At 40.1% G+C, this 12,904-nt stretch carries 10 protein-coding genes; 9 read left to right on the forward strand and 1 reads right to left on the reverse strand.

Annotated elements, in window-relative coordinates; genetic code table 11:
• Nucleotides 1-7: 7 nt before the first annotated feature.
• From HUU81_RS08235 to HUU81_RS08250, 4 genes are all read left to right on the forward strand, one after another.
• Nucleotides 8-469, forward strand: a complete 462-nt coding sequence (locus HUU81_RS08235; RefSeq protein WP_199611737.1) for a hypothetical protein — start codon at nucleotides 8-10, stop codon at nucleotides 467-469.
• Nucleotides 459-5,369: a putative Ig domain-containing protein gene (locus tag HUU81_RS08240; protein WP_199611738.1), complete on the forward strand. Its 4,911-nt coding sequence runs from the start codon at nucleotides 459-461 to the stop codon at nucleotides 5,367-5,369. The genes HUU81_RS08235 and HUU81_RS08240 overlap by 11 nt, the downstream gene beginning before the upstream one ends.
• Before the next feature lie 43 nt (nucleotides 5,370-5,412).
• The gene (locus HUU81_RS08245; RefSeq protein WP_199611739.1) at nucleotides 5,413-5,820 is read left to right on the forward strand and encodes a hypothetical protein; all 408 of its coding nucleotides are present in this window, start codon (nucleotides 5,413-5,415) and stop codon (nucleotides 5,818-5,820) included.
• 353 nt (nucleotides 5,821-6,173) lie between these two features.
• Nucleotides 6,174-6,389 carry a hypothetical protein gene (locus HUU81_RS08250; RefSeq protein WP_199611740.1) on the forward strand — a complete coding sequence of 72 codons (216 nt, stop codon included), beginning with the start codon at nucleotides 6,174-6,176 and terminating at the stop codon, nucleotides 6,387-6,389.
• Nucleotides 6,390-6,637: 248 nt separating this feature from the next.
• Here HUU81_RS08250 and HUU81_RS08255 read toward each other — a convergent pair whose 3' ends face one another.
• Nucleotides 6,638-7,123, reverse strand: a complete 486-nt coding sequence (locus tag HUU81_RS08255; protein ID WP_199611741.1) for a hypothetical protein — start codon at nucleotides 7,121-7,123, stop codon at nucleotides 6,638-6,640.
• 455 nt (nucleotides 7,124-7,578) lie between these two features.
• Between HUU81_RS08255 and HUU81_RS08260 the strand changes: the two genes are divergently transcribed.
• From HUU81_RS08260 to HUU81_RS08280, 5 genes are read left to right on the forward strand one after another with little or no spacing between them, the layout of a single operon-like run.
• A complete protein-coding gene (locus tag HUU81_RS08260; RefSeq protein WP_199611742.1) occupies nucleotides 7,579-8,709 on the forward strand; it encodes a tetratricopeptide repeat protein in 1,131 nt (376 codons plus the stop codon).
• Between the two features lie 18 nt (nucleotides 8,710-8,727).
• A complete protein-coding gene (locus HUU81_RS08265; RefSeq protein WP_199611743.1) occupies nucleotides 8,728-8,991 on the forward strand; it encodes a flagellar biosynthetic protein FliQ in 264 nt (87 codons plus the stop codon).
• Entirely contained in the window at nucleotides 8,991-9,746 is a 756-nt protein-coding gene (locus HUU81_RS08270; RefSeq protein WP_199611744.1) for a flagellar biosynthetic protein FliR, read from the forward strand. Before HUU81_RS08265 ends, HUU81_RS08270 begins: the two co-directional genes overlap by 1 nt.
• Nucleotides 9,746-10,825 carry a flagellar biosynthesis protein FlhB gene (flhB, locus tag HUU81_RS08275; RefSeq protein ID WP_199611745.1) on the forward strand — a complete coding sequence of 360 codons (1,080 nt, stop codon included), beginning with the start codon at nucleotides 9,746-9,748 and terminating at the stop codon, nucleotides 10,823-10,825. Before HUU81_RS08270 ends, flhB begins: the two co-directional genes overlap by 1 nt.
• Nucleotides 10,825-12,903, forward strand: a complete 2,079-nt coding sequence (locus HUU81_RS08280) for a flagellar biosynthesis protein FlhA (protein WP_199611746.1) — start codon at nucleotides 10,825-10,827, stop codon at nucleotides 12,901-12,903. Before flhB ends, HUU81_RS08280 begins: the two co-directional genes overlap by 1 nt.
• Nucleotide 12,904 lies beyond the last annotated feature (1 nt).

Below are 12,904 nucleotides of genomic sequence, written 5' to 3' on the forward strand. Positions count from 1 at the left end.
TTTATTTATGTTTTTAATTTTGAATAAAAGTGAAACTCCTCTAAAGCTGGTGTACCAGCTTAAAGAGGACCTAAGAGACAATCCTGAGCCGATGATAAAGGCTCAACAATTGACACAAGATAATTCTAAGCCATTTGGATTAAAAGGAGCTTGTGGTTTGTATGGCTCTGATGAATGGTGGGAAAGTATTAAAGATGGAAAGTTACCAACTAAGCATATATTTGGAATCATTAATAAACTATATGTATCTGGACAGGAGGAAACTTCAAGAGCAAATACGGTAGAATTGCTGTTGGGTGATGGCACTAGCCATCACGAAAGCATATTAGTCAATAATAATGATGATTATCAATTGTTCAGGGTGGGAAGGGAGCTTCATCTTTTTTATGTTTATGATGAACTGAAAGGTGAATCTTTATTTGATGTAGGTCATCTAGATATTTTGCTAGAAGTCGCTGTTGCTAAATAGAAGAAACGGATTTTTCTGTAAAGTATTTATTCGCACCACCAACAACGCTATACGAGTAAAAGACTGGTTTGCGGATGTGAAGCACCGCATGGACTTCTTATACTTTGATGATGGCAGTCGAGTACGAGGTGTAGAGTTAACTAATCTATTTACCGCCTTGCCGGATAACTTTGCGCCATCAGCAAGGCCGTTAGCGGATATGGTCACCGCCACCGATAAAGTGATGGTGTACCCAGTGGCAGGGCATTTTGATGATGCGAATGGTGATACGCTTACATTAAGTGCACAGGTACTGGTAGGTAGTGACGAAACCGGTTGGACTGGTGCACCATTACCAGAGGGATTACGCTTTAATGCCGAGAGAGGCACCTTCCAAGGTCAAGTGACTGCACCAGGCACGTATATGATAGCCGTGAGTGCCGATGACGGACAGGCAGTGACGATGCAGCGCTTTACTCTGACGGTAAACGAAGCAAATGTTGCACCAGTGTACCAAGGTGAATCACAAGTTACGGTCACGGCTGGCGAATTTATTAGCGTACCGGTGACCTTTACGGATAAAAACGGCGACACATTAACGTACCAACACAGTACGTTACCAGCTTGGTTGCATCATGATGCAGATAACCAAACGTTATCAGGCATGGTGCCACTGGATGCCGCGGGCACGCACAATATTACCTTAACCGCCACAGACCCAGCAGGGTTAGTAGCTAATGCCACAGTGCAATTGACCATAGCAGCGGCCAAAGCGCGCACAATTGCAAGCGTGCCGCTGGCGCATCAACAGATGCATTATGGCAGTGTTCAACATATCGAAATAGCGTCGCACTTTACTCAACCTGATGGGATTCAGCGTGAAAGACTTAGCTATGATGTATCACTGCAACAAGCAGACGGTAGCTACCAGCCACTTTCAAGCAAGGATTGGTTACAGTGGCAAGATGGTCAATTATACAGTGCACCACCTCAAGCAGCTGTAGGCGTACACTATGTACGTATTACTGCCACTGATAGTAGCGGCGAACAGCAGCAAGGTGAATTCCGCTTAACAGTAACAGGCCCTCAAGCCAAAGATGCTGGCGTCATTGAAACCGTTAAAGCCGAGCCGATATCCATCGACGTTCGCCAATACTTCAGTGGCCTAAACGCCAACGCCAAATATGGTGTGAGAGTCAGTTTAGCTACTGAAGAAGCAACACCTGCGCCTTCACCTTCACCTGCTGAGATTAATCTGGCGGCAGTGCCAATGACAATGATGAGCAGTCCATCAGTTAGCACTAGTACCGCTGACGATGCCCCCGAAGTAGTGATACCAGAGAGTTTAAAACACTGGTTAACGTTTAACACAGAAACCGGCATATTAAGTGGTAAGCCACCAGAAGACTTCCTAGACCGATTACGCGTGACCTTTTTAGCGGAAACAGAAGAAAACACCGTGCTGGAATCACACGGTGAAATCATGGTGGATGAGCGCGCGACAGAAACCACCTACTGGTTTAGCTATGACGCCGCCAACCGCGTAGTCATTGACGGCGGTAATAGGGAGTCTGATGGCACGATAGGTATCAGCCAACACGGCCAATACTTTGAGTATGACGCAGCAGGGCGTGCTAATTTTATTATCAACAATAAAGGGTTAACGGCACAGCAGCTTAGCTATACCGCACAAGGGTATTTAGATACGGTGCGCCAAACGTATTCGACGCACCCAGATGCAACACATGGCAGAAATACCACAGTTGACCTGTTTGCAGATATTGCAGGAAGAACTAACCAAGCATGGAGTGGCATTAACTGGGCAAACAGCATACGCCATGAATATGACCAAGCAGGACAAAAGTTACTGACAGTGAACCACTTTACGCCAGGTGAAACGCGTACGGTGAGTTCGCCAGCGCCTAAAAGCTCAAACGACGACCCATCGTTTAAAGTTCAGTTTACGTTAACGGGCGAAGAGCAAGGGCGTCAGGTATATACGTACAACGCTGATGGTAAAGTAGACACGGTCACGCAATATGGCTGGTCAGAAACAGCCTTAACAGAGGAGTTAGTCGGTCAGATATTAGAAAAGCATAGAGGTTCCGGCAATAAGGTTTATGCAAATCTAAGCGGTAAGCTGAGTACTACAGGTACGGGGCAAAGCACCAACACCTATGAATACGACAAAGGTGCGCGTTTAACAAAAATGGTGTATCAAAGTTATCGACAAGGATTTACTCATACATACAGCTATGGTTATGAAAAACGCGAAAGCTATTTAGAAAACCGTGTAAGCGGTTATAGTCATAACAAAGACTACCAAGCGGCAACAACAAAGAGTTTTTATGATGCCAGCGGCAATCGTTATGCAATAGAAGAAAGTAATCGCGTAGATGGCAGTAAAATCAGTGCTCGTTACTTTGATGTGTCAGTGGATGGCAAGCTCATTAAAAAAGTGTCGGGTACACAAAACAAAACGCACGTAGGTGCGGTACCGACTGCACCAGAAGAAACCATTCCGGGCGATGATGAAGGCGGTAATAAAGACTTCCCACATGATTGGAAGCCACCACAAGGCCCTAACCTACCCAAAGAGCCAGAAACCGTGGCACATACCATCGGCTTTAGCGAGCACAAAAGTGTACATAACGACGGCAATGGGGCAGAGAAGCGTTCTACTACGAGCCACTACCTGCACGCAGGTGGCCAATACCGTGGTGAATTTAAACGCAATGGTGAAGTAACGGTAAAAAGTGCCCACTTTGAAGGGGTTAGCGTTAGCACGCCAAGTAGTACGCAGCGTCATCAAATTAACCAAGGTGAAACGTTAAAAAGTATTGCAACAAGTTACTTTGGTAACCCAGACTACTGGTATGTGATTGCAGATGCCAATGGCTTAACCAATGATGCTGATGCCACCTTAACGGCAGGGCAAACCATCATCATCCCAAGCCAAGAAAACACCGCGAATCGATTTGATACGTTAACTGCGTATAGTGTGGCTGAGCATATTGGCGATACCACACCAAACCTACCATACGCACCCGTACCGCCAGAGGCTGCGTGTAATGCGTTGGCAACGGTGATTATTGTGATAGTGGTGATTATTGTGACAGTGTATACCGCAGGGGCGGCTTCAGGTGCAGCAGGTAGCTCAGCAGGTTTTGGTAGCACAATGCAGGCTGGGGCAACCGCAATGGCAGGCGGGAGTGCTGGTGCGGCTGCAACAGGTGCAGTAGTAGGTTCACTTGCAGGGCAATTTGTGGGGAATGTACTGGGTGTACGTGATGGTTTCTCGCTTAAGGAAGCATTTGTTTCTGGTGTCACAGCATGGGCAACCGCAGGTGTCGGTGGTGCAATTGGTGCTGCAAATGAAGGCGCCCATTTAATGAAAGCCATTACCGCTGCATCAGGCTCGGTTGCCAATGCGGCTGCTAACAAACTGGTGGGTAATCCATCAGGGTTTAGCTGGGCGAACGTGGCCGCAGCGGCAGGCACCGCAGCCATTGGCAGTGCGCTAGGAATGGGCGCAGATAAAGCCATGGTGGGTACATCTAAAGGCATTGCGGTTGATACCTTAGCTGGCATTGCCCGCTCAGGCATTAGCCACGGCATACAAAAAGTGCTGGGTGGCAAAGGCAAGTTTGACTTTGTGAATGTAGCAGCAGATGCGTTCGGTAACGCCGTTGCCAATAGTGTGATAGCGAAGGCGATAAATAGTCATAATCAAATGCAGGCAATGCAAGAAAATATTAATACTGCATTGGAGCATAAAGCAGAAAGCTTAACGCAAGCACAATCAGATGCTCGTGTAGCAGCTATCGCTGATAAAGTTAGCACTGGCACAAACGGACAAGCAGACCAAATCTTATTAGCAATGGAGCGAAATCAGCAAATTGATGTTGATACTGCATTTGCAGCGAATGACGCGATGCGTGCAGCACGAATGAATAGTTTGGCTGTTGCATCTAATGGGCAAAATCAGAGGTTGAATGCACAATCGCAGGCACTGGCTCAACAGCAAGCTGATCGTATAGCAAGTTCAAAAGAATATGCATCGGCTCACAGAGCAAGAGTGGAAGCGGGTGATGTACAGGCTAGAGCTGCATTTAATGCTTCTTTACCTCAAGGTGCGACTGTGAATTTAGGTTACTCAGAGTCTGAACTTAATGCTATGAGTAAATCAGCTTGGGATAAACGCGAGCCTGCGATAAGTAGAGCAAAGAATATAGCAATATTAAAAGAGTCTCTTCGTACAGGCAGTTATGAGTATAAAATCGATAAGCCAATATCAAGAACATCAGGCGACTTAAATTCAATGCTTGGTAATTTTGGTTTAGGAGCAACTCTGTCACAGGGTACTACTGCAATATTAAATGGTGGCACTAAGTTTGGTACTGAATTTAACACATGGCAAGATGGTTTTACTAATCAACGTATTATGGGAGTTTCCAATTACACAGGGGTTGGAGGAAGCTTTTCTGCAACTAATATTTTGAAAACAATGGAAGGTAATAATTGGCTGTTTGATGCTAATTTCTCCTCTAATGCACATAGGATAGGAGGAGTTGGTGATGATAGTTTCCGTGGTATAGCAAATATTAGCTGGAAGGGGGTTAGTCAAGGGCTTGAGACATTGGGTAAAGGTATATTCTTTGGGCAGACAGCTGTTGGTGTATTTGATACTGGTTGGAATGCGATAATGGATATATATGAATATAATAAACTTACTGATAATACTATTAATATTGGCCTTAATGCTAGTCTAGATGTTGCATTTGGTGCAGTGGGAGTATGGGGAGGGCCAGCTGGAGCTGCTTTGTCAATCGGTTGGGCATTTAGGGAAGATTTCTTCAACAGTGAAATTAACCATTATCAGAGAGAATTAAACTATGGGTATATCGGGCCAAAATATTAAGGAGTTAACCCTGTCCATTGTATTGTAAGGTAGGGTAAATATTATGAAAAAATTATTTCTGTTTATTATTCTTGTTGGAAGAAATTGGGCAATAGGCTCAAGTGAAAGGAATAAATCGGCAAGAGCTAGGCTTGGATTAGCGTCTTCTATTTCCATGTACCTTATGGGAGGGGCTATAAATTTATTACTTGTTGGGAACTTTCCATTGAAAAACTTATTTGGAGGAAACAAAGAGATTTTTATGTTAACTCTATTCTTCACTTTGCTTTTCATTATTATCGCACCAATTTGGTATGTAAAAAAACTTTTCCCAGATGAGCTATTGATGCTTAAAGTCAATCAAGCTGATTATAATATAAAATATAATCGATTGATCTGTCATTTTGTATCAATAATGTTTGTATTTGGAGGTTTTGTTTGCCTATTTTTTTTACCAAGCTGGCTAAACTAAGAATTTGATCGTGTTGATCTTTCTACGGCCTTACGTCGGATTAACTTGTCGGGTGGCGCTGCGCTTAACCGACCTACGCTTAACGTTTATGTGGTGTAGGTTGGAAAAGCCGTAGGCGCCTTCCGACATGTTGAATGACTACGTATGTAATCACAACAATGTGAGCGGTTATTAATATCGCTCACGGCTGAGTAATTGACGGCGGCAATAGGGAAGAAAATGGCACGATAGGTATCAGCCAACACGGCCAATACTTTGAGTATGACGCAGTAGGGCGTGCTAATTTTATTATCAACAATAAAGGGTTAACGGCACAGCAGCTTAGCTATACTGCACAAGGGTATTTAGATACGGTGCGCCAAACGTATTCGACTCACCCAGATGCAACACATGGCAGGAATACCACGGTTGACCTGTTTGCAGATATTGCAGGAAAAACTAACCAAGCATGGAGTGGCATTAACTGGGCAAACAGCATACGCCATGAATATGACCAAGCATGCCCATACGTCGGATTAATTTATCGGGTGGCGCTGCGCTACACTTGCTGTAGGTTGGAAAGGCCGTAGGAGCCTTCCGACATGTTGAATGAGTCAAGGTGAGCTTTTTTACTTTTTGATTGATTGCACTGTTAAACCTGTATTGCAATTGTGTGGCCTAACGGGGCTAAAACAACCAATATTATATGTGGTAATATTTTTCTTGGCTTCATTACATTCCTATAGCTATTCATTGGCTCCCATTCTATCTTTAAACTCTAGAGGAGCCATTCTCTTAGCGCTGCAATCAAAAGTACAATATAAAGAAAAACTACTAATTAAAATTCACTACAGAATTTGCGGATGAAGTCGTATTTTGTACTCAACGATTTGAGTTGTTCAGGTTTTAAATGAAAATAAGCGTAACATTCTGCAAAGTCTTCTGCTGCATTTTTTTTAGCATAATCTGAAATATAAGCATATTTACTTGATATCTGGGTTACCCATTGCTTGCGCTCAAAGCTATTTAATAACTTTGTGTAAACATGGTGACCGATTTCGTGGTGTAGGATGTGCGTAAATTCATCAAAACTATTAAATTTGTATATAGAGATGTAATTAATTGGACTATTATCATATTGGCCAGAAGCGCGATAGTTAATGGTTTTGGGTGATACATAGCTTCTTTGATAGAAGCGCTGAGGATCATAGACGATGCATTCCAAACCAATTAGATGATGTTTTGGGATTTTATTGATTGTTGCTGATATTTGTTCAATTGCAATAATTTGTTGCTTATTGAAACCTTTTATTACTATATTCAAGTCTTTACTTTCTAATCAATTGAATTGTTAAGGGATTATTTAAGTTGTTAGCTCATTCCATAGCTATGTATTCCATTTTGGTATAAGTTAGTTGTAAAAGTTATTAAAGTTGTATTCATTGTGACTGTTAACTTATTTTTCTATTAGTATTAATTACTTAATGTATTTTAACGCAAGTATCTATACGTACAACATTAATATTAGTAGCAATGCAAATGCTGTTCAATTTATCTACAGACCGTGATTTTATTAACTTTTTTGAAAAACACAACACGTAACAGTGAGAAACTGTTAAATCTTTGCAATCTTATGTGAGTAATATTAAACTCCTGCTCCGTTTTGAAGTCGTGGAACAAAAATAAGCATTTTTCATTATAAGTGTTGGTTGTTGTTTCTGTAAAACACGGTTCTGATTAGAACCCATGGATTAGCAGTAAAGTAGTAGGAAGGAATTCATGAACCAGTCTGATAAATTGTCTAAACTTATTTCATTTTGGAATAGAGACAAAAATAATACAAAGTTGACTATAGATATTTTGACTTGTTATACGCAAGTTCAAGATATTGTCGGCCTGAGTGCGTTTTACCAGAAATTGCCTGAATCATTAATGAGAAATCATGATGTGCAATGGACGTATGCACAATGTCTACTCAATTGCGGTGAATTTTCTAAAGCTATTACTACTTTTCAGTCTCTTCCTGATACATCAGACCATTCTAAAGAGTATGCAATTGCTTTATGCTATTTCCTTCAAGGAAAAGTGGAAGATGCACATGCATTATTGCTTAATATTGTATCACCACGTGAGAATGATAATATCGCTAATGAGATTTTTCTGCTGCTTGCTAAGGTAAAATACCATCTTGGGATGTTAGAAGAAGCTCAAAAAATTGCTTTAAATTTATCACATCGCGGTATGGATAATTCTTCGGAGTTATTCGGCTTGCTTGCTATGCTAGCATTGGATTTGACGGATATTCCTGCATCTAAAAAATATGCTGAGCAAACATTATCAATTGATGATAAACATCATGATGGCCTGCTGGCTTTGGCATCTTCTGAATTATATAGACAAAATTTTGGCGAGTGTAACAAAATAGCCTCATTAGGTGTTAAATATTACTCACGAAGCGGACGCATGTGGTCTGTGTTAGGCCAATCTCAATTAGTATTACAAGATGCTGACTCAGCATATTTATCTTTATGTAATGCCACTGTACATATGCCGGAGCATATTGGTACTTGGCATGTAAAAGGCTGGTGTGAATTAACGCTTAATCGTGTTGATGATGCATATAAGTCATTTAAAACTGCACTTGACCTTAATCGCAACTTTGCTGAATCTCACGGAGGCTTAGCGGTAGTTTCTGTCTCACAAGGTAAACATGCCGAGGCAGCTGAGTTAGTGAAAAAAGCTCTACGTTTGGATCCTCATTGTATGTCTGCGAAATATGCCCAAAGTCTTTTAGCAGAGTTACAAGATAACAAAGAAGAAGCTCAAACGATAATAGAGTCTATATTAAAACAAGACTCGCACATTTCAGGTATCAGTTACCAACAGCTTTTACAGTCCCTTAAAAAGTAATATTAAAGACTAATCTCCATGGATTTAGATGTAGCAGTGTCCATTATGGGGCAGATGTTTAGCGTCGGCTTAAAAGTAGCGTCTCCAATATTAATCGTTACTTTACTTGCTGGGATAATCATTAGTATTTTTCAAGTTGTCACTCAAATTCAAGAGATGACTCTTACATTTGTGCCAAAAATATTTATTACTGTGGCTGTTTTATATTTTTTAGGTAATTGGATGCTTACTACATTAGTGACGTACACTCGTGAGCTAATTTCAATGGCTGCAGGATTCTAATGGAAGCCTTATTGATGATTGTGCAACCATTTACATTGATTTTATGCAGGGTAACGCCGCTTTTTCTAGCAACAAGTATGTCACCTTTGGCTAAGTTTCCTGGAATGGTTAGACTAGTTTCGTTGATTGTTTTGTCAATTTGTTTAACAGAAATAACTGTAACAAATTGGCTCATATTGTCTAAAGAGCGTTGGCTATTTAACTTAGGATTAGAGTTAGGTTTAGGCATGCTAATGCTACTGAGCTTTCAGTTAACTATTACTGCAATTCAAATTTTAGGTAGAGTATTAGATATGCAAATTGGATTTGCGGCAGCGGGTGTCGTTGATCCAGCAAGTAACAATAATGATCCTCTATTGGGCTATATATTCAGCTTATTTGTTACTTTAGCTATATTTTTAACGAACACTCACCATGAGATTCTCGCTGTTCTTACTGAAACATTTAAATTGATTCCACCTGGGAGTTGGAATGGTGAGTTTTATGTTTCTCACATTATGGGCTTTTTCTTTTCTCAGCTTTTATTGAGCCTTTTATTGCTGGGTCCTGTAATTATGGGGTTATGGCTTTTAGATATTTTTAACGGTTTTATAGCGAAAACTATGCCCCAAATGAATGTGTATTTCGTGATGCTCCCCTTAAAAATTGGTGTTGGTATTTTTCTACTTTCTGTGGCTGTTTCTCAAATGAAACCATTAATAGCAAAAATGTTTAGTACTATTGTTTCTTGGTTTCAGCTTGGGTGGATTAACTAATGGCTGACGAGAGTAATAAAACGGAAAAGCCAACCCCATTTAAGCTGGAGGAGGCTAAAAAGAAAGGTCAAGTAAGTAAAAGCCCCGAGGTAACAGGCTTACTAATGCTGATTACGTTTAGTGCGACGATGTTTATTGTTGGACAAAATATCTGGGGCGGTCTGTCTGAGCTTATGATTACATTATTGTCAACATCTGGAGAGTTGGCCGTAAATACAGGAAATCTATGGGATTTGTGGAACAAGCTAGGCAAGCAACTATTTGAGTTATTTACTCCATTACTAACAGTGCTAGTGATTGGTGCTATTGGTTTTAATATTGTTCAAACAGGGCCTATTCTTTCTAGTCATCCAATTAAACCTGATTTTAAGAGGTTAAATCCTATTCAAGGAGCGAAGAAAATAATATCAATTAAAGCACTATTTGATTTATTTAAAGCGGTAATTAAAGTTGTAGTAATTGCGTTTGTCTGGAAAGTTTTTGCTGACAATTGGTTAAGTAACATTATGGACAGTTACGGAATGTCACCTCAGTCATTTTTAGCCCACTGGGCTGCACTTTCATTACAAGTTATTTTGATGCTCGTGTGCATTATGTTGCCATTTGCCTTAATAGATTATGCATTTTCCTCCTGGGATTTTGAAAAAAAGATGCGTATGAGCAAGCAGGACATTAAAGATGAGCATAAAAAACGGGAAGGCGATCCGCAAGTTAAGCAGAAGCAAAAACAGATTCAAAAAGAGTTATTAAAAAAAGCTGCATCACTTAAAAGTGTAAAGGACGCTGATGTAATCATAACTAACCCACAGCATATTGCGGTGGCAATTAAGTACGTGCCTAAGAAAATGCTTGCACCTAAAATTTTAGCGATGGGGGAGGATAATAACGCCGCTATTATACGAAAAATTGCAAGAACACATAATGTGCCTATTGTAAGGAATATTCCTTTAGCAAGAGCATTATACAAAAATAGTATTATTGATGGATTTATTCCAGAAGATTGTTATGACGGTGTAGCTTCAATATTTAGAACCGTTTTAGATATGAATAAGTACAACATTCAAGGTAGTAGTAAGTAATGATAAGCATGTTTAAGCAAGGAAAAAGTGAACTTGCCTTAGTATTGGCTGTTGTAGCTATTCTAATGTTATTGTTTGTGCCAATTCCGGGTTCATTTTTAGATCTTCTGTTATTAACCAACTTTTCGTTAGGTTTAGTAATTTTATTGCTTACTTTTTATACAGATAAGCCATTAAGTTTTTCAACATTCCCATCTTTAATTTTAATAGCAACGTTATTCAGATTAGGCTTAAACGTATCTTCTACGCGCTTAATTTTAAATGATGCTGAAGCTGGTCAAGTAATTGGTGCGATAGGTTCATATGTTGTTGGTGGAAATTACGTGATCGGTTTAGTAGTTTTCCTAATTTTAATTGTAGTTCAATATGTTGTTGTCACAAGTGGTGCACAGCGTGTTGCAGAGGTTGCTGCTAGATTTACGCTAGATAGTATGCCAGGAAAACAAATGAGTATTGATGCTGATTTAAATATGGGCATTATCGATGAAGTTGAAGCAAAACAAAGACGTTTAGCAATTGAAAAAGAAGCAAATTTTTACGGAGCGATGGATGGTTCCACTAAGTTTGTTAAAGGTGACGCAATTGCTGGCATCATTATTATATTAATTAATATTGTTGGTGGTCTTTCAATTGGTGTAGCACAACATGGAATGGAGTGGTCAGAGGCGCTGCATACTTTTACGTTACTTACTGTTGGAGATGGTATCGTAACACAAATTCCTTCACTTATTGTTGCTACTGCGACGGGTATTATAATCACTCGTGCGGCCTCTGATTCGCAACTTGGTAAAGAGCTGGCTAAGCAAATAACATCTCATCCTAAAATTCTTTTAATTATTGCTTTAACACTTACTTTGGTTTTATTTATGCCTGGTTTGCCTGCTTGGCCTTTAATTTTGTTAGCTGTTGTTTTTGGGACGATTGCATATTTTGCACATGCAAAGCAAGATGATTCAACACTCACCAACGCAGACAACAACTCCAACTCTGGAATGGAAGATGAACAGTTCAGCGCTAATGATGATGATTTATATGATTTAACAAAAGTTGAAGTATTAGAGTTGAGAATAGGTGCAGACATCAGTGACTTTCTTGAAGATGAGGGCAAAACACTAACAGATAGATTACAAAACTATCGTAAGCAGTTTGCGCTTGAATATGGTTTGGTGTTACCTACAGAGAAAATTATCCATGATAATAGTATTGACACAAAAGGATACATTCTTTCGATTCATGGTGCGCAAGTTGCCAAAGGAGAAATTTTTGCTAAGCACTATCTTGCTATTGATCCCACAGGTAAAAAAAATGAGTTAAAGGGTATTAATACTAAAGAACCAACCTATGGCCTACCTGCATTATGGATTGATTCAGAATTATCAACAGCCGCGAGAAGTAGTGGTTATACAGTTGTAGATCCAGAAACAACACTATTAACTCATTTAACGGAAACACTGAAGAAATTTTCGCCTGAAATTTTGACAAGAGCTGAAACTGAAAAGCTTCTTTCTAAAGTCGCTGAAGCTCAGCCGGGATTACTAGATGAGTTAATTCCAAGCATACTTTCTTACTCTGAAGTTCAAAAAGTTCTTCAACAGTTACTCCAAGAAAAGGTGGCTATCCGTAACTTACCACTAATCCTTGAAGAGCTAGTTGATGCCGCAAAAGTGAATAAGAATATTGCGTACCTTGCAGAAAAAGTTCGAACAAAATTACGTAATCAAATATGCCAGGCGCTAGTCGATCAAGAAGGTTCATTGAATATATTGACCTTTGAGCCACGTTTTGAACAACGACTTGTCGCTGGTGTAGTGAATGATGAAAATAATACTTCCTTATCTCTAGATGGAGAGTTGACAGAAATACTCCTGAAAAGTCTGTCTCAGCATGTCGAGTTGATGATGGGTAAGCGATTAAAACCCATACTTTTATGCACTCCAATTTTAAGGCGTCAACTATTTCTATTTTGTGAAAGAGCGCTCCCGCAATTACATATTTTATCTCTTAACGAGATTCCGACCACTGTAAATGTAAAAGCATTTGCAATGATCTCTGAAAGTACGAATAACTCGGCAGCATAGT

Source organism: Flocculibacter collagenilyticus, from assembly GCF_016469335.1.
Lineage (GTDB): Bacteria > Pseudomonadota > Gammaproteobacteria > Enterobacterales > Alteromonadaceae > Flocculibacter > Flocculibacter collagenilyticus.

Coding starts and splice junctions, on each gene's coding strand:
- HUU81_RS08235 (WP_199611737.1), top strand. CDS start 8: ATGTTTTTAATTTTGAATAAAAGTGAAACTCCTCTAAAGCTGGTGTAC.
- HUU81_RS08245 (WP_199611739.1), top strand. CDS start 5,413: ATGAAAAAATTATTTCTGTTTATTATTCTTGTTGGAAGAAATTGGGCA.
- HUU81_RS08260 (WP_199611742.1), top strand. CDS start 7,579: ATGAACCAGTCTGATAAATTGTCTAAACTTATTTCATTTTGGAATAGA.
- HUU81_RS08265 (WP_199611743.1), top strand. CDS start 8,728: ATGGATTTAGATGTAGCAGTGTCCATTATGGGGCAGATGTTTAGCGTC.
- HUU81_RS08270 (WP_199611744.1), top strand. CDS start 8,991: ATGGAAGCCTTATTGATGATTGTGCAACCATTTACATTGATTTTATGC.
- flhB (WP_199611745.1), top strand. CDS start 9,746: ATGGCTGACGAGAGTAATAAAACGGAAAAGCCAACCCCATTTAAGCTG.
- HUU81_RS08280 (WP_199611746.1), top strand. CDS start 10,825: ATGATAAGCATGTTTAAGCAAGGAAAAAGTGAACTTGCCTTAGTATTG.